This is a genomic window from Levilactobacillus sp. (genome assembly GCF_022646225.1).
In the GTDB taxonomy this organism is placed as follows: domain Bacteria; phylum Bacillota; class Bacilli; order Lactobacillales; family Lactobacillaceae; genus Levilactobacillus; species Levilactobacillus suantsaiihabitans.
In genome coordinates this window covers 72,893-94,840 of the sequence record NZ_JALCJA010000006.1, presented here as the reverse complement: position 1 = coordinate 94,840, position 21,948 = coordinate 72,893, and the positions used below count along the sequence as shown (strand labels likewise).

Sequence of the window (21,948 nt, the reverse complement as noted above, 5' to 3'; positions counted from 1 at the left end):
TGATTGCTGGAACGGCAGGTGGCCAGTCCCCGCTATGAATCGCAGGGTGACAATGATTCTAAGCGATTTTTATCTTCTAATGCAACATTTCCTCGGTGTACAACACGTGATCGGACACATGTTCGAAGAGTTCGTGACCATTATTGGTATGGGTATCGAGAAACAGGCCTTGCCCATCATTGATGGCGTAATATTGGCCATTGGCATGACGACCTAACATGACCACCACGGTCTCACCGGGGTGCAGGACCACGCTGTCGGTGACGGCCATGGCCGGGGTACCGCCCTGTGTGAAGGTCAGTGTCTGGCCGGTCTGGCCTTTGAACTTGTCGGCGATGCGGATGGTCTGCGTCGTGTAGTAATTCTTCGGCGCGCGGTGGTGGGGCACACTCTTGGTGATGGTGCCCTCGACGATGGTGCCCGCATCATGGACCAGCTGTTCAACGCCGGTGATGTTGTTGGAGTAGTCCTTTAAATGGTCGACCGTGAGACTGGGCTTGGCGGCCGACGCCAGGGCCTTGGACGTACTAGCAGGGGTGGCGTAGACCTTTTTAGCGCCGCGAATGTCGACGTTGCGCAAGCCGTGCACGCGGTTGGACGGGTTCATGACGCTCACGGAGCCCTTGTTATTGTGCTTGAGGCCTAAAGCGTGACCCATTTCGTGGATGGCCACGTTGGTGCGTTGCTTTTTAGTGTAGCGAAATTTCTTGAGCACGCTACGGTTGAGATACATGGCCGCACCGGTCTGGTTGCCGTTTTGATCAAATGACATGCCGTTATAGGCCATGCCGGTCGCGTTGGTCCAGATGCCCGTGTTCTTGGCTACCGTGGTGGTAAAGGAACGGGATTTCTTGTTGGTCGTGGTCGACCAGGTGAAGGCCTTAGAGGCGTTCCAGGTCTTGCGGGCCGTCGTCCAGATGGAACGGTAGTAGGTGCTGGTCGATTTATTGTAATAGGCGGCCTTCTTAGCAGCGTAACGGTACTTATTGGCCGGTGTCGGGTTCTTTGTCGCCGCTTGGGCAGAAACACCGCCTAGGAGGGCCAGACAACCGGTGAGCAGTAGGAGTGATTTTTGCATACTGACGGATCCTTTCCCAAATCAACTGGGGATGAACCGGACGTTAAAATAATAATCGTTAAATAGTTCAGCCCGCGTATTAGGTAAGTGTAATCCTGGATCGTCAGGTTGTCCAGCCTACGCGAAGACCAGACCGTGGTAGCGGTCTTCCTTTTGCCAGGCCTTGATCAGGTCTTGGGCCAAGAAATGGTAATCCGTGGCCGCCATTTCCGGTCGTAAGTGGTGCAGCTGTTCGGCAACGTCCGTGGCGGTCAAGGCCTGGCGTTGAAAGAGGCTACGGTTCAAGAACTGGTCCAAGCCGGTCAACTGGGCGTCGGTGAATGGGAAATTTAACAGGAGTAGGGCGCTGGGGGTGATTTTGGCTTTGCGAGCGAGGACGTTGAGAGCCTCTAAGATCAGTGCGTCGTGCGTCAATTCAATTTCATTCATGGATGATGCCTCCCTTATTTTGCTAGAATACGGGAATTTCTGGCAGAAAGCTAGTGAAATTTACCATAAATAAAATTGTAGCCGCAACCCCAAGCGCGCCAAGGGATACCGCCGTTCACAAATTTAGTTTTGACACCACTTTCACTAAAAAACCGGCACCGCTACGTGAGCGAGTGCCGGTGATCATTGAATTAATGAGAGACCCGAAAGTTGTGATACAAATGCGGCATGATGTGCTTGTCCGAGGCGGCGATGATAACGCCGTTGAAGAGAATGGAGTACAGCGTACCGACGTTGACGGAATAGATCTGCCGGGTGAAGACGTAGCAGATAGCAATCATCACGATCGGTGGGATGAAGTCGACGAACTGAGAGGCCGTCGCCCGGCCGCCCAGGTACATGAAGCGTAGGATATTTGACGTGTCATCGTTGGGATGCATGATGAGGTTGGCCCGTTGGTAGATGGAAATCGAGCAGGCGAAGATGGTGACCCCCAGGATGCTGAGGAGCATGCGCCAGCCGAGGCCTAAAGCGGGGATGCCCCATTTGGTAAACATCGCCACAAAGAGATCAATAAAGTAGCTGAAGCAAGAAATAAAGACGACCTCGCCCACGAAGCGGGGAATGTCGACCTGATGGATCAGAAGCTGATTCAAAAGCGCGCTGCAGACCCCGACAATCAGGAGAATGACCCCCACGTTGCCGTGAATCCAGTAGGCAATATTCACGGCCGCGGCGGTCCAAATCCCACTCCCGGCGTTGGCGGCGACGCTCAAGGCGTTACCAAACGCGTTTAACACCAGGCCGATGATCAATGCCACGACCCGATAAGACATCCGATTCTTGTGCTGTTGCTGTTCCAAAACGACTCACCTCGACAAGTTTTCCGTAGCGTTTCTCCTATAGATAGCCGGTAGCTAAGGATGAACTGGTCTTGGCCCGTTATGAATAGATATTAAATGTAGCGGATATTTATTACCTAATGATACAAAAAAATCAGCAACCACGAAGTTAACTTCGTGAAAGCTGATTAGTAAGTGATGGGCAGTCAGGGGATCGAACCCTGGACCCACGGATTAAGAGTCCGTTGCTCTGCCAGCTGAGCTAACTGCCCATGTGATTAAGTTGTTGCTGTTGTATGTCTTCCATATCAACGAGAACTATCATATCATGCGGGCGGGGGGTGCGCAACCCCTTTTGCGAAAAAAGTTGATTTTTATTCAAAAAAACTGGGTATTTTACCAAAAATAAGGAATCCAAAATCCCGGTTTCACGCGGATTATCATTATTTTTGTGGCGGGTAAAATTTTTTCAACTTTTTTTCGAAAAAATTCAAATAGCGCGTAATTTCGGCAGACAGCTAGCAGTAAGACTGGCAAAAAAACCACAACTTTTTTTGAAATGCCGTTAAAATCACGGTTTTCCTAAGCGAACGCGGTCAATAACGGTCGCAAATTTAGTCGAATCCCAAATCTGCGGAACCGGATATTGCGGATTACCCTCTGCTGCGGCGCCGGCGGCCAAGGCAGGGATATCGGCTTCTTGAATTTGGGAAAGATGATCCGGTAAATCAAGGTCGGCGCGTAGGCGGTCAACGGCCGCCATAAATTGGTGCGCACATTGGGTGTCATCCGTTGCGGTCAGGCCAATGGTTCGACCCAGCGCCGCTAATGCTGGCACCACGCTATCACCAAACGCGGCCATGACGACGGGAAGAATGACCGCGTTGGCTAGACCGTGGGGCACATGATAGCGGCCGCCGATCCCGTGGGAAATGGCGTGTACATAGCCGACATAGGCACTAGAAAAGGCAATGCCCGCATCATGACTGGCGATGAGCATCCGTTCACGTGCGATGAGGTTGCTGGGATCTTGGTAGGTGGCCCGTAGATAGCCAAAGACCAAGCTTACAGCGTGGCTGGCGTGTTCTCGGGCCGACCGCGATCCAAACTTATTGGTGTAAGCTTCAATGGCGTGCGTCAGCGTATCCATGCCAGAGTAGGCGGTCATTTTAGCGGGAAGTCCCGTTAAAAGTTGCGGATCAAGGATGGCGAATTTTGGAATTAAGAATAGGTCATCAATCGGATATTTCCGGTGAGTCTGTGTATCAGTAATTACGGCACCGGCGGAAACTTCAGAACCAGAGCCAGCAGTGGTGGGAACAGCAATGAGTAGTGGAAGGGGACGATGAATCTTCATGGTCCCCGTCATGGACTGAATGGATTGCCGCGGTCGAACCAGCCGGGCCCCCGTCACTTTTGCACAATCCATCACGGAACCACCACCGACAGCAATTAGGGCTTGTGCGCGTTGGTTAGTCGCCGCTTGCAGACAGGCTTCGATGCAAGCGATGTCTGGATCTGGCTTAACGTCTGCGAAGTAAGCGTAGTTCACACCAGCTGCGGTTAAGGCGTTGAAGAGGGGATCCAGAGATTTACGCCGAATAAATCCGGGGGTGGTGACGACTAATACGCGTTCAACGTGATGTTGCTGGAGAATGGTGGGAATCCGTAACATACTGTTAGCACCGGAAATTGTCGTTGGTTGGAAACGACGCTGTAAAGGTTGCGATAGACTCACGGCAAATTGCTGTGAGCGATAAAACCAGGTCGACATCGAAAGACTCCTCTCAGTAAGGGATAATTCATAAATTAAACGTAGTATGGGCTTGCCAGGTAGCACTGTCAATTAATTGGTTCGGTCGTTCAGGTGACCAGTGTCAGTCGAGGAACGTTGACTTATTTGAAAAATAATCGTCATCAAAATGTAAGAGTTCCGAATCACTAAGTAAATTGGTCGACTTTTCATGTAAATAAAGCGCTTTAATGACCAAAAACTGCTATTTTGTTCAGGACAACCCGATATTTCCCGGGAAATATCGGGTTAAAACAACCTTAAATCCTTGATAGACTAGGACTGAAAGAAACTTCATGATGTGTTATAATTCAAGTAGCGTTGCGCTAAACAGCACTGGAACCTTATCAGTCTGGGCAACGCCCCTGAGAACCACGCGGACATGTGTCAATCGTGTCCCACTATTCCTTGACTTTAAACGATGAAATAAAACTGAAAACACTAACTGGAGTGGCCCCATTGACGGTGGTACATTGACACCCAATGGCCGGCCTGCCGGTAATCCTGCAATTACCGGATTCGCTTGTATTTCCCTTAAGGAGGAAATTTTTACTATGCCTAAGAAAATTCTCGTTGTCGATGATGAAAAGCCAATTACGGATATTATGAAGTTTAATTTAGAAAAAGAGGGCTACGAAGTGGATGTGGCCTACGACGGTGAAGCCGCCATTCAACAGGTCGAAGAGGGCAATCCGGACCTGGTCATTTTGGATCTGATGTTGCCGAAGGTCGATGGCCTGGAGGTCGCACGTGAGATCCGCAAGAAGCACGACATGCCGATCATCATGGTTACCGCCAAGGATTCCGAGCTGGATAAGGTCTTGGGGCTGGAACTGGGCGCCGATGATTACGTGACGAAACCCTTCTCGAACCGGGAACTGGTGGCCCGGGTCAAGGCCAACTTGCGGCGGCAAAACACCGCGGCTCACGCGCAACCGGAAGAACCCGAAAACCAAGACATTGAGATCGGTGATTTAACGATTCATCCCGAAGCTTATTCCGTGTCAAAGCGGGGCGCCAACATTGAGTTGACCCACCGGGAATTTGAACTGCTCCATTACCTGGCCCAACACATTGGCCAAGTCATGACCCGTGAACACTTGCTACAAACAGTGTGGGGCTACGACTACTTCGGTGATGTGCGGACGGTCGACGTGACGGTCCGGCGCTTGCGTGAAAAGATTGAAGATGCTCCGAGCCACCCAACCTGGTTGGTAACGCGGCGGGGCGTCGGCTACTACCTGCGCAACCCAGATTCTGACCAAGCTTAAGCTAGCGGCAACGCTAAATCTCGCATTGAGGAGTATGTGACTTCGTGAATAGTAAAATAAAATTTTTCCAGTCGATTCACTTTAAAATCGCGCTGGTCTTCGCGCTACTCCTACTTTTAACGCTGGAGATCGTTGGCGCCGTGTTTGTGCGGCAGTTGGAGCGGCAAAATTTAAACACGTTTAAGGCCCAACAAACCGTGCAAACCTACATTGTGAATCGCTTGTCTGATGAGTTGACGACGACCAATACCACGAAGAGTGATAAGCAGATCAAGTCAACCCTGTCTGAAATCAACAATACCAATAACGCGCAGATTCGGGTGATCGACAACAAAGGGACCATTCGGGGGACCAATGAGGTCGATAACCAGGGGATCGTGGGCCAAAAAACTACGGATAACAACATCAAGAACGCCATCTACAATAACCGCGATGTCGTGCGCACGACGTACAATTCGCAAAACAACAGTCGTTACTACACGACGATTACGCGGTTGATTCGCACCCAGGGCAATAACAGCGAGTTAGTCGGGGTTATTTACATGCGCTCGAGCCTCGATTCGGTCTATCAAAATATCAATCAAATCACGCTGATCTACGTCTCCGCGATGTTTGTGGCGATTATTTTGGGACTGGTCATGGCCATCATTATTTCCCGGGCAATAACCCGGCCAATCGATGAAATGAAGAAACAAACGTTGCGCATCGCCCGGGGGGATTACTCCGGTCACGTCCACGTTTACGGCAACGATGAGCTGGGACAACTGGCCAGTGCTGTCAATAACCTGTCCGTGCGGGTGGAAGAGGCGCAGGAATCCACTGAGTCCGAACGCCGGCGGCTAGATTCCGTCATGGCGCACATGACCGATGGGGTGATTGCGACCGACCGCCGTGGGAACGTGACGATCATTAACGAAACGGCCAGCAGTTTTCTCGATAACGAACCGGACGACGCCGTGGGCAAATCGATTCTGGACCTCTTAGACATTCGTGACGACTACACGTTGCGCGAATTATTAGAGGACCCGGACGACTTGGTCTTGGACTTTTCGACCAAGGAACACGACCTGATTTTGCAAGCCTACTTCTCTTTGATTCAACGAGAATCGGGCTTCATTTCCGGGCTGGTCTGTGTGCTGCACGACGTTACCGAACAACAGAAGATCGATCAGGACCGTAAGGAATTCGTTTCCAACGTGTCCCATGAACTGCGGACGCCACTGACCAGTGTGCGGGCCTACATCGAATCCTTGTCCGAAGGGGCATGGAAGGATCCCGAGGTCGCACCGCGTTTCTTAAAGGTCACCCAAGAAGAAACGGACCGGATGATTCGGATGATCAACGACCTGTTGACGCTATCACGGATGGATTCCGGAACGCAAAAAGTCGACCTAGAAATGGTCAACTTGAATGAATTATTCAATTACGTCTTGGACCGCTTTGACATGATGTTGAAGCAAGACGACAAGCCAGAAAAGACCTATACCATCAAACGTGACTTCACCAAACGGGACCTCTGGGTCGAAATCGACACGGACCGCTTCACGCAGGTGTTGGATAATTTGATGAACAACGCGATCAAGTACTCGCCAGATGGCGGCGTCGTCACGGCGCGCCTGCTGGAGACCCACAACAACGTGATCTTGAGCGTCTCTGACCAAGGGCTGGGGATTCCGCGGGCCGATATTCCGCGGATCTTTGACCGCTTCTATCGGGTGGATAAGGCCCGTTCACGGGCACAGGGCGGAACCGGCCTGGGCTTAGCGATTTCCAAGGAAGTCGTCCAAATGTTGGGCGGCCGAATCTGGGTCGATAGTCGTGAAGGCCGCGGGTCCACGTTCTATATTTCCTTGCCTTACAAGCCGTACGATGAGGAGGATCTCTGGGATGAAGATAACTAAAGCATTTCTACCACTGGGGTTGACCCTCGCTGTGGCGGTCAGTGTGGCGTTATCGGCCATGATCTGGACGAACCCGGCGCAATACGAACGTAGTCGGCAGCGCAGTTCGAACACGCCCACGACCGAGCTCAATACCCGGCCGCAAAAGGATGTGTACTTGCCCACGCAGGTCGTGTCGACCGACGCCAACGGCAATCAGGAACTCCTGAACAACCGGAAAGTCAACCTGACGACCGAGGTGCGCGAGGCCCTGTCCAAATGGGACCTTGGTGGGATTCGCAGCGTGCGGACCAGTTCACAAGCGGACTATCTGCGTTACCTGACGACCAAGAACAGCCTGTTACTGTCGTATTCGGCACCGGTCAATGTGAAACTGTTCAATACCGTGTTCGGCAGTCGCCTGGCGCGGTTGTCGACCGAGTTCTCGCGGATCATGATTCCCCTGGACAACACCAAGGCGTTGTATTTGTTGAATGATCGGGGCCAAAAGGTCTATCGGGTGACTGTACGCAAGAGTAATCTGGGCGCGCTTCGCAAGATTTTGAAGGAAAATCTCTTCCGGATCAACGTGAAGATGCAGTGGCTGAATCACTCGGTCATGCCGTACGTCACCAATACCGTGACGGTGCAGGCCTACAGTTATTTGGTCAACCAGCAGTCAACGGATTACTTCACGACACGCTTGCTCAACAAGGGTGAATCGACCAATGTGTCGGCCAAGAAGAATAAAGATAACACGATTTATAGCGATGGCGCCTCGCGGCAGTTGACCGTTTACGACAAACGGGGAACGGCTTTGTACGAGGATTACAGCGCGTTACAGTCATCGTTTACCTTTAGTCAGGCCCTCACGGCTAGCTACAACGCGGTCAAATCAATCGGGATCCCCATGGAAAACCTGCGTTACTACGGGTACACCAAGGGCAACTCGACCGTGACCTATCGGAGCTTCGTGGAAGGTTTCCCAATCTTTAACCAAAGTAATTACGGCGCGGCCCGCATCCAAATGCTGTCACAAGGCGTACGGCGGTACAATTTCTCGCTGTACAGTCTGCAGGTGCCAGTTCCCACGGACAAAAAAGCCGAAAGCCTCCCCAGCACGCAACGGGTCATTGACCTGTTGCTGGCTGCCGGGTATGACAAAAAGAAAATCGTTACCGTGCAGTTGGGCTATCAGTGGCTGGCCTCGTCCTCCTCGGATAAGGTGGTCAACCTGACGCCAACCTGGTACATTTACTATCGGGGCAGTGGGTGGAAGACCTACGATCAACTGTTGAAGCAGCAGCAATAAACCGGTCAAAAAGGAGGGCGGTCTGGCATGGATTTTCGCCGCATCGAGTGGTTATTTCTAGTCGCGTTCATTGTCATTGATATCTTCTTGTTCGCCGCCTTTCAGCGCGATACATCCGGTGAGACCGATACCACTTCAGCCCGTTCGGCCGATAGCGATACGACCATCATCAAGGAAATGCGAGCGGACGACATTACCTTCAGTTCGCCGTCCAAAAAGGTGGGCGAGGGCTACTACATTTCCACCAGCAACGACGATAGCATCAAGAGTAGCCTGACCAGCCTGTCTGATCAGACCGTGCGGTACCGGACGGATGGCACGATTAGCTCGACGTTCAAGACCGCTATTACCGGTGTCGACCCCAAGCATCCGGATAAAACGCTGGATACCGTGGTCAACAACGGGGCGCTGATCCTAAACGGCACAAACTACTATTACAATCAGCAGTTATCGAGCCGCAACACCGTCGTGTACACGCAACACGTCACGGACGGGCAGATCTATTCGCGTTACGGCGAGATTCGCTTTAGCCTGACCAATGACGGCCAGGTCACGGGATATGAACAAGGTTATCTGGCCAACGTCGCCACGTTGCGCGAAAAAACGGAGACCATTTCCGAACGCAAGGCGCTGATTTGGCTGTACCAATATAACCAGATTGCCAACAACACCAAGATCGTTTGGACCAAGCTGGCCTACACCCGCTACTTCACCTTGAAGAACAGTAGCGTCTATATCCCGACTTGGGTCATCGCTGTCAAGGCCAATAGCGGCAACAACGCCGGCGTTCTCCAGCTGAAACACGTCAACGCCTTCACCGGGGCCATCCTGACCAAGGATAGCAACGTGAAGACCGTCAGCGGAACGTCGACGACCAGTGAGTAAATTAAAGTCAATAAATTCAATAGCAGCGCAAAGGCGGCCGTGAGCCGTCTTTTTTATAGCAATCTAAAGGCTGAAAGACGAAAATCAACTGGGACTATTGTTATCATGCGACTTATAACGTCAAAAGTAGTCGTTTACAGCCACATAATGCAAATTGGCCGCCTTACCGTTCGCCAAATATGGGTTGGAACGCTGGGGCGGGTCGAGCCAAAGGGCGGTCTCGACGCCTCGCTTTGAGCCGGAGAACACGTCTCAAAGTGGCCTCATGGCCGAAACGTACGCCAACAGTCAACTGGTTCCGCTTAACGCTGCTAGGCAGTCAACCGCCTGTTGGCCCACTCTTTTTCAACGGCTGAACCCATATTTGACGAACTCTCGGCTACGGTGGTGCATGTTGGTAACAGTTGTCTTAACCCCAGATAGTAGTTACATTGACGACTAATCTTTCATTAACACAATGTTGCTGACAACTGCCAACTTGCCGGAGGCAGCCAGGGCGGAGCCAGCTGTGTCGGCGGTGTTGGCTGAGGTTCTGTCTCAGCCTACAGCGCGGGACGACTTGAGAGACTGACGGGTTTTGTCAGGCTTTCAAGCGAACCGGAAGACCGCTTCTCAGGCTGGAGGTGTTCCCCAGAGCAGGCGGAACCCTGGCTGACGTAGGCACCTGGTTTCGACTATGAAGCGGGCAACAACTAGTCCTAACGTCACAAGTTGGATAGTGACAATGGTAAGGCGTTGCCATAAACCGATTAATATTAGTTACAAGACTGCTGAAATGCGGTATGATAACGGTATCGAATTTAAGGAGAGGTCGAATTGGATTTGCGAACGGATACAGCAGTAGCAGATGACTTGCGCATTAGCATTTTATCGAGCGGAAGTACGGGCAATGTGGCCTACGTGGAGAGTCCCAACGAACGGATCATGATTGATGCGGGACTCAGCGGCAAGAAAATTGAAAAATTAATGGGCGATATCAATCGGAGCATGAGTGATGTCAATGATTTGTTGGTCACCCATGAACACTCGGATCACCGCCAGGCCGTGGGTATTTTGGCGCGGCGGTATGAACAGTTGAACGTTCACGCCAACGCCGGCACCTGGGACGCGATGGCCGGTAAGATCGGCAAGGTCGACCTGGCCCAAAAGCACATTTTTGCGCCAGACACGGTCCAAACCTTTGGCGACATTGACGTCGAGAGTTTTTCCGTTTCCCACGATGCGGCCGAACCCCAATTTTATGCGATTCACTATCACGGCAAGACGTTTGTGATCCTGACCGATACCGGCTACGTGTCCGAACACGTCGAAGGGGTCATCAAGGATGCCGACGCCTACTTGTTGGAATGCAACCACGACGTCGAAATGCTGCGGATGGGCGAATACTCCTGGCCGCTGAAGCAACGGATCTTGGGCGACAAGGGTCATCTGTCCAATGAGGAAGGCGCCGACGCCTTGATGGACGTCTTGGGGAACCACACCAAGAAAATCTATCTCGGACACCGCAGTCTGCACAACAACATGCAATCACTGTGTCATTTGACCGTTGCCTCCATGATGGAGAACCGCGACTTTGGTGTCGGTCATGATTTCCAACTGATCGATACCAATCCCGAAGAGGCCACACCTTTAGTCGCTTTGTAGAAGGCGGCAGTATAAGTTTTGGTAAACTTTAGGACTTCAGCACCGAATCATCAAGAAAAATTCATACTCAGTCGTTACTATAAAAATTATTAAACGACCGGTCGGCGGGTTCAGTCGCTGATCGATGAATGGGAGGGTTCGCGCGTTAGCGCAATGTGATGGATAACAACAATAATCAAAACAACAATTTGAATGACGATAACCAAGCAACTCCAACGCCTACTCCGGCACCTAAAAAACGGGGTGGCCTGACCTTAACCAAGGTGGCGGTGACTGCGCTGGTTGCCGGCCTGTTAGGTGGCGGGGCCGCTTACGGCGGCATCAACTACCTCAATAACAGCGGCATCAACGATACGGCGGTCCCATCTGGCAGTAACAAGAGCGGCAATGCGTCGACGTCAAACGTGACGGTCAACGTGTCTAGCCAGTCGACCAAGGCCTTCAACAAGGTCAAGGGTGCCATGGTCTCCGTGATCAATTTACAAAAGCAAAATAGCAGTAGTAGTACCTTAGGCCAATTGTTCGGTCAGGAATCTTCCGGCTCCAGCTCCAAGTCGAAGTCGGAATTGGAAGAAGCCTCCGAAGGGTCCGGGGTCGTTTACAAGAAGAGCGGTAACACGGCTTATATCGTGACCAACAACCACGTGGTGTCCGGTTCGTCCGCACTGCGCGTGGTCACCAGCTCCGGTAAGCAACTCCAGGCCAAATTGGTCGGGAAGGATTCCGTCACCGACTTGGCCGTCTTGAAGGTCAATGGTGCGGACTTGAAGACCGTGGCCTCGTTCGGGAATTCCGACAACGTCAAGGTCGGGGAAACCGCGCTAGCCATTGGGTCACCACTGGGTAGCCAGTACGCAACGTCGCTGACGGAAGGCATCATCTCCGCCAAGAAGCGGACGATTGAAACGACCAACTCGTCGGGGACCCAGACCGGTAACGCCACGGTCATCCAGACCGATGCCGCCATCAACCCCGGGAACTCCGGTGGGGCCTTGATCAACGTCGGCGGGCAAGTCGTCGGCATCACCTCGTCGAAGATTGCCAGTGATGCGGAAGGGACTAGCGTTGAGGGGATGGGCTTTGCCATTCCGTCCAACGAAGTCGTCAAAATCATCAATCAGTTGGTTAAGAACGGAAAAGTTGTGCGGCCCGCGTTAGGCATCACCTACGTGGACTTGGCCAACGTTTCCAGTGCCCAACAGAAGTCGATCCTGAAGTTGCCATCTAGCGTGGAAAACGGGGTCGTGGTCATGAGCGCCAGCGCCGGGTCACCCGCTAAGAAGGCCGGCTTGGCCAAGTACGATGTCATCACCGCCTTGGGTGGTCACCAGATCTCTGATCAATCCACGTTGCGCGACATTCTGTACAAATACAAATTAAATGATACGGTTTCCGTCACCTACTACCACAACGGTAAGAAGAAGACCGGGAACATTAAGCTGACCGAAACCTCTTCACAATTACAGAGCAGTACGTCAGCGACCTCAGAATCATAGTGTAGTCAAAATGAAAGCGTCCGCGGATTTTTCCAGCGGACGCTTTTTTGTCGATGAGAAGTGGGTTGATGAAAAGCCGAAGTTTAAGGAGGGTTTAAGCGAAATGAAAACGTACCCGCTGGTAACTTTCACGAACGAAAATACAGGGACACTCGGTGGTAATTCAGGGGCAAAACTGGTGGTGAAAAAAGCTGTGGATAACTTGGGGGATAAAAGGGTACAATGGATAGGGGAAAAGTTATGAACAGGAAGAGACCGGCAATGGAACCGGTGCAAAAGTTATCCACAGGCTGTGGGGATAACTGTGGATAGAAAAACATTCCACCGTCACTTAGAGGCTTAAACCCAGTCGCCATGCGGGTTGTAAGCGGATAGCCCGAACGGACGTTTCGCTGCAGACCGGTGGATAACTAATTTTATATTGACATTTTGCAAAAAAATAAATGTGGGGGGTCGCTCAGAAGTACCCCCAATATCTAGGAAACCAGATTGTCCACCTGTGGATAACTTTGTGGACAACCTGTGTAAAGGAGTGGAATTATGAACATCAAATTCGTCGTGGTGGGCAAGTTAAAGGAAAAGTATTTCAAGCAGGGAATTGCGGAATATGCCAAGCGGCTGTCGCGTTTCTGTAAATTTTCAATCGTCGAGGTCCCCGATGAAAAGGCCCCGGAAAATCTATCGCAGGCCGAAATGGACCAGGTCATGGCCGCGGAGGGCGAGCGCATCTTGAGTAAGATCAAGGATCGCGAATACGTTTACGCGTTGGCGATCCTGGGCAAGGAGCGTTCGTCAGAAGAGTTCGCCAAGGAGATCCAAGACCTGACCACCTACGGCCACTCAGACATCACGTTCGTTATTGGCGGCTCCCTGGGCCTCACGCCAGCCGTTTTGAAGCGCGCCGACACCCAGATTTCATTTGGCCGCTTCACGCTGCCCCACCAGTTGATGCGGCTAGTGTTGACGGAGCAGGTTTACCGGGCGTTTATGATTAATGAGGGGAGTCCGTATCATAAGTGATGGGGTTTAAAAAATCACCGTCAAATGTCGTATGGAATTATTCTCCAGTATACTTGACGGTAATTTTTTGTAAGTTGCATTCTTTAAGTAGTATGGTCCAGCAGAAAGATAATATACGTGTGACTTGACCGCCTCATTGATAGCCTTAGTGTACAAATTTTGGAAGCTTGTTTGGGTGAAACAACTACGCGTACTTTTCCTTATAAATAGTCCAATGAAAATGAATTATCCGTATTTTCAAATGTGTACGATTACCATGAAGGCTTAGTGTATCTGACACTAGGCCTATTTTTGTGTACAGAAAGGATGTTGAATTATGAGTAAGAATGTCGTCTATGATGCTCTATTTCCAATTTACCAAGAGTTAAATGATTTGGTTAGTGAGGAGAATAGGCTAAAAATTTATAGCTATTGGCGGGGGGCGCAGTTTAGTCTATCAATGCGATTGTATGATTCCAAACAGTTGCGACCGATTTTAAAGGCATTAAGGGCCAGCAATAAGGATTTGACTAGGTTATATGGGTATTCCGAGAGCTGGATTCGAGATAACCGTCGGTAAGAAGTTAGTGCAGACTTCAAGGAAAGTGTAAGTACTTTTGTAAGGTCATTAAGCGGTTACGAAAAGAACCAGTATCGACTAAAATTTCAATTGAGAGGTGGCGAGTTAATGGTCGAAGATGTTGAGATAAGAGCCTTACACCAGTTTTATCGGAGCTTAAGTGAAGTAGTTGGCACAGAGGCCATGTTGCGTATTCATGCTCAGTACAAAGGGACGCAGTTGAGTATTCCAATTCATCTATATGATCGTAAACTGGCCGCTCAGCGAGTGAGAGAAGAGTTTGATGGACACAATCAAAAGGAATTAGCTCATAAGTACGGCTATTCGCAGAAGTGGGTGTATAAAGCTTTGAGGCGGCGTGAAGAAGGTAAGATAAAGGAGGAATAAGTAATGGGACTTGTCTTGTTAATTGTTGTTATCGTGGGTGTTTGGATTGCACATAGTAAATTTGGTTTAGGATGGGGTAAAATAGGAGCTGGGGTTGCAGCAGGTTTCTTCCTTTTGACGCGATGGGCATTTAGCCAAGATCATGAGCGTAGCCAAAAGATAAATGCGCGTTTTAAACGATTGAGTCAGCTGACCAATGAAGAACTGAAGAATTACGCCAACGATTATACGAACTCGCCAGAAGAACGGAGCTCAGCAACTAGAATGCTGAATGCGCGTCGTGAGAATGGAACAGGTCCATTCTAGTAGTTACTTTAAATGGGTTGATTAATTATTAGTAATTAAAAATTTGGAGGGAAACGTAATGGGTAAATTTAGTAAAGTAGCAATGACTGCGATGCTAGTATTACTGGTGGGTGGAGCAGTACCGACCACGGCCAGCGCCGCTACATGGCACAAAGGAACTCCAAAAGCGCTAAGAGGAAACTGGAAACGTAGTTATAATGATCGTGGATCAAAGGTTACTATTCACTTCCGCATCAAGTCCAAGTCAATGGATATCAGTCGTCCAGGTTGGGCTGTGGAGAGTTGGTCAAACTTGAAGTATCGGAAAGTGGGAGCTGGTACTTACAAGATTAAAGGGACGTATCGAAATGGTGGTATGTTAGCGCAAAAGAATTCGCATATGAAGGTCAAGAAGAGTCACAGCAAAGTTACGTACAAGAATTCGTGGTCTAAAAGTTATTCATACCTTGGCTGGTTCCACAAGTAACAATTAAAATAGTAATTATAACTTTAGGGTCAATCGACGTTTCTATACAACGTTGATTGGCCCTATTTTTGGGTACTGGATTATAGGAGCATAGAAAATAGAGACAACTTGAGAATAGAGATAGGAGCACAGTGCTTAGAACCGGTAATGACAGATAGCAGGAGTGGGAATCGAACCCACGAGCTCTAAGTTTACATGTATGGTTTACTTGCGAGAGTCATTATATCATACTAGAATCAACTGATTAGAGTAATTGCAATGTAGTCTGCTATGTATCGCCATGTCATAAGTGATGGGGATAACGGAAAATTTTTTTCAAGTGCTTCGGCCGCTTATCGAGTAGTCATTGACGCCCTTTCACTATGAGTGGTATCGTAAACTCAAGATTGGGAGGATGAGTCACATGAAAAAACAGCTTTTAGCCAGCTTGATTGGCTTCGCAGCACTACTAACGGTCGGTACGGGGGAAACTACAGCTCACGCGGATGCAACGGTCAATATCGGTGGGACGACTGTGAGTCGCTCTTATTTAAACAGTGATACTTACTATCGAGCGACATGGGCGGTTAAGGCGCACGTGACGTATTACCGAGCCAAAGACGGCAAGCGGCAATACACCAAGACCCTCAAACTACCTAAGGGCACCGTTGTGGCGGGATCGATTGTGCCGAAGCACCAGCTTGCGCACGGTAAATGGGGAGACGAATTAACGTTTGGTCAGGGCAATTTGAATTATAAGTTGCTTAATTCGGGCGCTAAAAAGGGCTATGTGGCCGGTGGTATCGTTTCCTACGCGCTGAAATACCTAAAAAAGGTCAAGCGGCCGGTTTACATGCCAGCCTACAGTTCTGGTGATCTCTATTTAGGCGGTGCCAAGGCCACTACCCAGAGAGATGATCAGCAAAAACGGGTCTTTCGGATTACGACTAACGGCTACGTGGAGCTGATTGCGCGCAATACCAAGGTTCAGACCGACGCCGCCTTTGCGGGCAAACCACGACATCAGGCTAAAATCAAAAAGACGCGGGTCAAAGGCGCCACGCGTTACCTGTACCTGAGTTCGAAGATGACCGGGACTGGTATCAAAACGACGCGCGTGGGTAAGAAAGGCGCTTATCAGTACCGGTTAGCCCTTAAGAATCTCCACCAGCCGCAAGATCTGAGCTACTACGACGATGATCGTGGTGAGGTGTACGTATTTGATAGCCTCTACGCGGTTGGCGGTGTCACCTACTACACGCCGATTTGTTTTGGTAGTGAGATTGAGGATTAATGACGTGCGTCGCTTGAAGTCGCGTTCATAATTAAAGGAGCATTAGCCGATTGCTGGCAATGCTCCTTTGTTTTACGGTCAACTCATTTACCACCATAGAAATTAATCACGGTCATGTGTTTGGCCGATTTGTAAATAGGGTGTTTGTATTTTTTCTTAGTCAATAGCGTGACGCGACCGGTGTCTTCACTGACAACGGGCACGTAGGCCAAGGCTTTTTGATGGCCGTACTTAACGGGTCGAACCTGGCCATAGCTGATCTGTGACGCTAGTGGATCCCAGTGTTGTTTCCAATTAAGCGCAAAGTAATACCAATGGTAGCGGGATTTTCGTAAGTCGACATTGGGCAGGTTTCTTTTATAAGCAGTCTTCCAGGATTTTGCGTACTTTAGGGTCCGTTTACCGGCTGTGGTTGCGACCGTAAAGGACTTTTTGTTGATGACCAGTTTGCTAGGGTGCTTATCGTAAGAAGATTGATAGCCGTACCAGGTGCCACGCAAGGCTTTAGGCGCTGTTTGGATTGATTTGTCGGAATTACCAAATGTCCAAACGACCTTTGCGTCAGCAGAAGTATTGGCCAAGCCAATGAATCCAATGACAGCAAAGAACGCCATTAAGCCCGTTTTCATACACCAATGTTTCATGAGTGAGTCCCCCTTTTTGTAGTTTTAGTATACTGAAACTGTTTGGGGGGCTCAAATGCAGATGGCAAGGAAGTCTGCAACGGCTGTTATCGCGACTAGCCAGCGACATTGGTGGTTTAGGCCGCTTAATAAATGATCCCCTTAGTGAATTGCAGGTGTGTCTGATCCAGGAAAGGCAGTGTACCAAAGACGCGGGACTGCTTGGTGGTTCCCCAGCCCGGTACCGTTATTTTCAACCAGTTAGCGTAATTTTTAATGAGCGGGTTAGTTGCTTTAAACAACTAATTCGTTATAATAATAGCTGGATAGTAAACCGCTTTCACACTGTGTTGAGCGGACACGTCAGGAGGGACCAGGAATGAAGCCGTTTGTACCGATTCCGGTCGTAGACTCGAGCCTCTACCTATTCGGCGGACATCAGCGGACTGTGCCAGGTGGGTGGCAGTTCTTTGAGCAGAAACACCAAGCGTTTGAGTTGATGTGTGTCGTTGAGGGGCGACAGACCACGGAAATCAAGGGGAATGGTGCCTTTGATTATGGTGCGGGAGAGGTCATGATCATCTCGCCAGGGACCTTGCACACCAACAAAAATACCAGCGAAACCGCCAGCATGACCTATATCTGCTTTCACTTCAGCATTGAAAGTCTTGAGCTTAAATCGGAGTTGCTCAGTAGTCTCGTCAATGCCGTGATTCCCGCCAATCATCCCGTCGCCCAGGCAGCCATGACGGCGGCGACAACCATCGTTGCGGCCAGTGCTGACCGGTCCTTAACCAAGGAGCAGGCCAATTTGCGCATCCAGATTGCCGTACTTACCTTTTTTTACGCGATTTCCACCAATCTGCAGGCCTTTACGCAGCGGAAGACCGGCCATTATAGCGAAAGTGAGGCTAAGACGAGTCGCCAAATGGCCTCGCTGATCAAGCAGTACATTTTGAGAAAAGAAATTCCGGCCTTTTCCTTCGCCACAATTTGCCAGCAAGTCGGGGTTAGTAGCGGCTACGGGCACCGAATCTTCAAGAAGGTTTACGGGGTGACCCCGCTTCACTACATCGAGAGTCAAAAGTATAACAAGGCCAAACGGCTATTGGGGTCACCGGAGTATTCGATTGAAGACATTGCCTACCTCATGGGGGCCAGCAGCGTTTCCAATTTTAGCAAGCAATTTAAGAAATGGTCGGGCATCACGCCGAGTCGTTATCAGCGGCAGTTGAAACAAAAGCGGCGGGTGCGCACCGTTAAAGAAAGTGGCTATTTTGAATAGTTTTGGTCACAAAAAGATAAATCCCCCCGTCAAACGTTGATTTGGCGGGGATTTGTTTTACCTGTCAGGTCAGGATTTAACTAAAACCGGTCATGAAAGAAGATAGCGCACTTTTGTGAAAGCGGATACAATTCAAGCTGTAAGTTAGCTAACGGAGAAATGAAGTGAGGCGTCGGCCAACGACTCACTGGACAACTTGTTGGTAGTCTCGGCTACCAAATACCTATTTTCCAATCTGAAAGGGGTTCTCGCACATGGCCTCCAATACACAGGCTAATGCCACAGCGACTCAGACGACCGACGAATTCGCCAAGCTTTCTTGGCGCGAACGGATCAGTTATGGCGCTGGTGATCTCGCGCAAAACTTAATCTTTGGTACGGTTGGCTCCATGCTACTTTTTTATTTGACGACAGTTTATGGTATCTCGGCCGCAGTCGGCGCGACCATCTTCCTGGTGGTCCGCTGGGTCAACGTTTTCTGGGATCCGTGGGTCGGCGCCTTTGTCGACAAACACAACTTTAAGAAGGGCAAGTATCGTCCGTACTTGATCTACGGCGGGATTCCGCTGACCATCATGGCAGCGCTGCTCTTCTTGCCCATCGAGGCGGTCCGCGGTAATGTCTTTTACGCCTTTATTGCCTACCTGGCCACCGCATTGATCTATTCATTCGTGAACATCCCCTATGGCGCGTTGAACGCCTCCTTAACGCGGGACAATGACGAAATTTCAACGTTGACGACCGTCCGGATGACGGAAGCCAACATTGGTAACTTGCTGGTTTACACATTCTTGCCATTATTTGTTCAAATGGCTTCACCCAATCCTCAATCCAAGGACATTGGCTTCTTCGGCATTCACATGAACTTAGGTGACTATACCTCACCAAAGGCCGGCGGCGCGTACTTCATGGTGATGGCCATCTACATGATTATTGGTTTCATCATGTTAATGGCCACTTACTTCGGTATCAAGGAACGCGTTTTACCGACGCAAAAGGAATCCGATGCCGTGAAGTATGCTGATCTTTGGTTGGAATTCAAGCAAAATAAACCGCTGCAGATTTTAGGCCTGTTCTTCTTGATTGCCTTCACCTTCATGTTCTTCGGCAACACGGTTTGGCCATTTTACATGCAGTACAGCATCGGTCACTCCGAATGGATGGCTTCAATCAACTTGATTGGCTCGATTCCTGGGATTTTCTTAGTCTTCTTGTGGCCAATCGTTCGGAAAAAGATCGGTAAACGCCAATTCTTCTACGCCTTTTTGACACTGTTTATCATTGGGACGTTGATTCTGTGGGTTTGGTCGTTCCCAGCCTTCAAGAATAGCGTGGCCCTCGGATACACCGGTCGCTTCTTGATGCAATGGGGGATTACCGCCGCTACCGGTTACATGTGGTCACTAGTTCCAGAAGTCGTTTCCTACGGCGAATACACGTCCAAAAAGCGGGTGGCAGGGATCATCAACGCCATCATGGGCTTGTTCTTCAAGATTGGATTGGCGCTCGGTGGGATTATCCCGGGTTACATCAACGCCTTCTTCAAATTTGATGGCACCAAGGCAACGCAAAGTGCTGGCGCCTTGATGGGAATTCAATGGTCGATGATCTGGCTACCAATTATTTTGGCAATCGTTGCGATGTTTATCATGAGTCGCTACACGTTGACCGATGACGAAGTAAACCGGATGAACGAGGAGCTAACAGCAGCTCGTAAAGCCGGCATGGACTAAAGCAATTGAGATGAAAGGAAGATTTCTGATGAAGATTCAAAACCCTGTACTACCAGGCTTTAACGCCGATCCCAGTATGATTCGGGTAGGGGACACCTACTATATTGCCAACTCGACCTTTGAGTGGTTCCCTGGCGTGCGCCTGCATGAATCCAAGGATCTGGTTCACTGGAACTTACTGCCGTCACCGCTAGCCACGACGACCTTGCTGGATATGAAAGGAAATCCGGCATCTGGTGGCATCTGGGCGCCGGACCTATCCTACGCGGATGGCAAGTTCTGGTTGATCTACACTGATGTGAAAATTACGGACGGTCCTTTCAAGGACATGACCAACTACTTGACCACGGCAACTGATATTCGGGGACCCTGGACGGATCCGATTAAGATTAATGGGGTCGGGTTTGACGCCTCCTTATTCCACGACGAAAACGGCCGCAAATACCTGGTCCAGCAGACCTGGGATCACCGCGAGTATCATCATCCCTTTAACGGCATCACCTTGACGGAATTCGATTTAGACACCATGCAGTTAAAGCCGAAAACGGCGCGAAACATTTTCAACGGGGATGACGTTAAGCTGGTTGAAGGACCGCACCTTTACCAAATCAACGGCTATTACTACTTGTTCGCTGCTGAAGGCGGGACCGTCTTTACGCATCAAGAAGTCGTGGCGCGTTCCAAGACTCTCGACGAGCTGTCCTTTGAAGAAGAACCGGATGGCCCGTTCATTACCAACATCGATACGCCAGACTTTTACCTGCAAAAGCAAGGCCACGGCGCGTTGACGTCCACCCCAAGTGGTGAGTGGTACTACGCTTCGCTGGTGGCGCGGCCATGGAACCACGCCACAGAATCCAGTCACGATCCCCGGGGCTGGAGCACGTTGGGTCGTGAAACGTCGATTCAAAAGGTCGAATGGGACGACGCAGGTTGGCCACGAGTCGTTGGCGGTCACGGCGGTCAAGTAACGGTTGAGGCGCCTAAGGATGCCATCTTAACGGATGCGCCGAAGGACCACTCCCAACACGATACGTTCGATCAGTCGACGCTGGACTTAAACTGGAATACGCTTCGGCAACCATTTACGGCTAAATTGGGGACCGTCGGCAACGGTGCATTAAAGCTGGTGGGCCAGCAGTCCTTGTCGAGCACGTTTGATGTCTCACTGGTGGCGCGTCGTTGGCAAGCGTTTAACTTTGATGCCGAAACGAAGGTGAAGTTCGATCCGTTTAGCTACCAGCAAATGGCCGGGTTGGTCAACTTCTACAACGACAAGCATTACAGCTGGATTTTCATCACCAACGATGAACAAAAAGGACGGGTCATCGAGGTGGCCCAAAACGACAACAACCACTACACGTCCTTCCTAAAGGACCAGGCGATCGCGATTCCGGCAGGGACTGAGTTTGTTTGGTTTAAAGTGAAGGTTCGCAAGGAATCCTACACGTATCAGTACTCCTTTGACGGCCAAGACTGGGAAACGGTTCCGGTTGAGCTGGATGCCGCCATCTTGTCTGATGATTACGTGCTCCAGACCTCGGGGGGCTTCTTCACCGGCGCCTTCGTTGGCTTGGCCGCGGTAGATTACGCTGGCTATGAAGCGGTTGCGACGTTCGACCACTTCGATTACCAGGAATTACCAGATTAACGATTTAGAAAAATAA

General features: G+C 50.2%; 20 protein-coding genes and 1 tRNA gene. 15 read left to right on the top strand and 6 right to left on the bottom strand.

Going from position 1 to position 21,948, the window contains the following annotated elements; all coding sequences use genetic code 11:
• Positions 1-76: 76 nt before the first annotated feature.
• The 5 genes from LKH74_RS10715 to LKH74_RS10695 all read right to left on the bottom strand — a co-directional run bounded on the left by LKH74_RS10715 (position 77) and on the right by LKH74_RS10695 (position 4,123).
• Positions 77-1,078 (bottom strand): matrixin family metalloprotease, encoded by a 1,002-nt coding sequence (locus LKH74_RS10715; RefSeq protein WP_135367820.1) that lies wholly within the window; start codon positions 1,076-1,078, stop codon positions 77-79.
• A gap of 117 nt (positions 1,079-1,195) precedes the next feature.
• Positions 1,196-1,507, bottom strand: a complete 312-nt coding sequence (locus LKH74_RS10710) for a hypothetical protein (protein WP_135367821.1) — start codon at positions 1,505-1,507, stop codon at positions 1,196-1,198.
• A gap of 191 nt (positions 1,508-1,698) precedes the next feature.
• Positions 1,699-2,370 (bottom strand): hypothetical protein, encoded by a 672-nt coding sequence (locus LKH74_RS10705; RefSeq protein WP_225428734.1) that lies wholly within the window; start codon positions 2,368-2,370, stop codon positions 1,699-1,701.
• Between the two features lie 178 nt (positions 2,371-2,548).
• Positions 2,549-2,621, bottom strand: a tRNA-Lys gene (locus LKH74_RS10700).
• Between the two features lie 299 nt (positions 2,622-2,920).
• On the bottom strand, positions 2,921-4,123 hold the full coding sequence (locus tag LKH74_RS10695; protein WP_287788970.1) for an iron-containing alcohol dehydrogenase: 1,203 nt from the start codon (positions 4,121-4,123) through the stop codon (positions 2,921-2,923).
• Positions 4,124-4,695: 572 nt separating this feature from the next.
• Between LKH74_RS10695 and yycF the strand changes: the two genes are divergently transcribed.
• From yycF to LKH74_RS10635, 12 genes are all read left to right on the top strand, one after another.
• Complete coding sequence (gene yycF / locus LKH74_RS10690) at positions 4,696-5,412, top strand: response regulator YycF (protein ID WP_048733642.1); 717 nt, start codon at positions 4,696-4,698, stop codon at positions 5,410-5,412.
• Between the two features lie 44 nt (positions 5,413-5,456).
• Complete coding sequence (walK, locus tag LKH74_RS10685) at positions 5,457-7,313, top strand: cell wall metabolism sensor histidine kinase WalK (RefSeq protein ID WP_135368830.1); 1,857 nt, start codon at positions 5,457-5,459, stop codon at positions 7,311-7,313.
• Entirely contained in the window at positions 7,300-8,604 is a 1,305-nt protein-coding gene (locus LKH74_RS10680) for a YycH family regulatory protein (protein ID WP_287788969.1), read from the top strand. Before walK ends, LKH74_RS10680 begins: the two co-directional genes overlap by 14 nt.
• Before the next feature lie 27 nt (positions 8,605-8,631).
• On the top strand, positions 8,632-9,489 hold the full coding sequence (locus LKH74_RS10675; protein ID WP_287788968.1) for a two-component system regulatory protein YycI: 858 nt from the start codon (positions 8,632-8,634) through the stop codon (positions 9,487-9,489).
• 816 nt (positions 9,490-10,305) lie between these two features.
• Positions 10,306-11,133, top strand: coding sequence for an MBL fold metallo-hydrolase (locus tag LKH74_RS10670; protein WP_135368833.1), 828 nt, complete (start codon positions 10,306-10,308; stop codon positions 11,131-11,133).
• A 158-nt stretch (positions 11,134-11,291) separates the two neighbouring features.
• Positions 11,292-12,629 carry a S1C family serine protease gene (locus LKH74_RS10665; RefSeq protein ID WP_225428735.1) on the top strand — a complete coding sequence of 446 codons (1,338 nt, stop codon included), beginning with the start codon at positions 11,292-11,294 and terminating at the stop codon, positions 12,627-12,629.
• A 103-nt stretch (positions 12,630-12,732) separates the two neighbouring features.
• Positions 12,733-12,873: a hypothetical protein gene (locus tag LKH74_RS10660; RefSeq protein WP_287788967.1), complete on the top strand. Its 141-nt coding sequence runs from the start codon at positions 12,733-12,735 to the stop codon at positions 12,871-12,873.
• Between the two features lie 296 nt (positions 12,874-13,169).
• On the top strand, positions 13,170-13,649 hold the full coding sequence (gene rlmH, locus LKH74_RS10655; RefSeq protein WP_135368836.1) for a 23S rRNA (pseudouridine(1915)-N(3))-methyltransferase RlmH: 480 nt from the start codon (positions 13,170-13,172) through the stop codon (positions 13,647-13,649).
• Between the two features lie 667 nt (positions 13,650-14,316).
• The gene (locus LKH74_RS10650; RefSeq protein ID WP_135368837.1) at positions 14,317-14,595 is read left to right on the top strand and encodes a Mor transcription activator family protein; all 279 of its coding nucleotides are present in this window, start codon (positions 14,317-14,319) and stop codon (positions 14,593-14,595) included.
• A gap of 3 nt (positions 14,596-14,598) precedes the next feature.
• Entirely contained in the window at positions 14,599-14,901 is a 303-nt protein-coding gene (locus LKH74_RS10645; RefSeq protein WP_287788966.1) for a hypothetical protein, read from the top strand.
• Positions 14,902-14,959: 58 nt separating this feature from the next.
• The gene (locus LKH74_RS10640; protein ID WP_287788965.1) at positions 14,960-15,367 is read left to right on the top strand and encodes a hypothetical protein; all 408 of its coding nucleotides are present in this window, start codon (positions 14,960-14,962) and stop codon (positions 15,365-15,367) included.
• A gap of 403 nt (positions 15,368-15,770) precedes the next feature.
• A complete protein-coding gene (locus LKH74_RS10635) occupies positions 15,771-16,640 on the top strand; it encodes a hypothetical protein (protein WP_287788964.1) in 870 nt (289 codons plus the stop codon).
• Positions 16,641-16,723: 83 nt separating this feature from the next.
• Here the strand turns inward: LKH74_RS10635 and LKH74_RS10630 are convergent, their stop codons facing one another.
• Positions 16,724-17,284, bottom strand: coding sequence for a hypothetical protein (locus LKH74_RS10630; RefSeq protein ID WP_287788963.1), 561 nt, complete (start codon positions 17,282-17,284; stop codon positions 16,724-16,726).
• 358 nt (positions 17,285-17,642) lie between these two features.
• Between LKH74_RS10630 and LKH74_RS10625 the strand changes: the two genes are divergently transcribed.
• From LKH74_RS10625 to LKH74_RS10615, 3 genes are all read left to right on the top strand, one after another.
• Positions 17,643-18,548 (top strand): helix-turn-helix domain-containing protein, encoded by a 906-nt coding sequence (locus LKH74_RS10625; protein WP_287788962.1) that lies wholly within the window; start codon positions 17,643-17,645, stop codon positions 18,546-18,548.
• Positions 18,549-18,802: 254 nt separating this feature from the next.
• A complete protein-coding gene (locus tag LKH74_RS10620; RefSeq protein WP_135368845.1) occupies positions 18,803-20,281 on the top strand; it encodes an MFS transporter in 1,479 nt (492 codons plus the stop codon).
• Between the two features lie 28 nt (positions 20,282-20,309).
• Positions 20,310-21,932 carry a glycoside hydrolase family 43 protein gene (locus LKH74_RS10615; protein ID WP_287788960.1) on the top strand — a complete coding sequence of 541 codons (1,623 nt, stop codon included), beginning with the start codon at positions 20,310-20,312 and terminating at the stop codon, positions 21,930-21,932.
• The last annotated feature ends 16 nt before the right edge of the window (positions 21,933-21,948 follow it).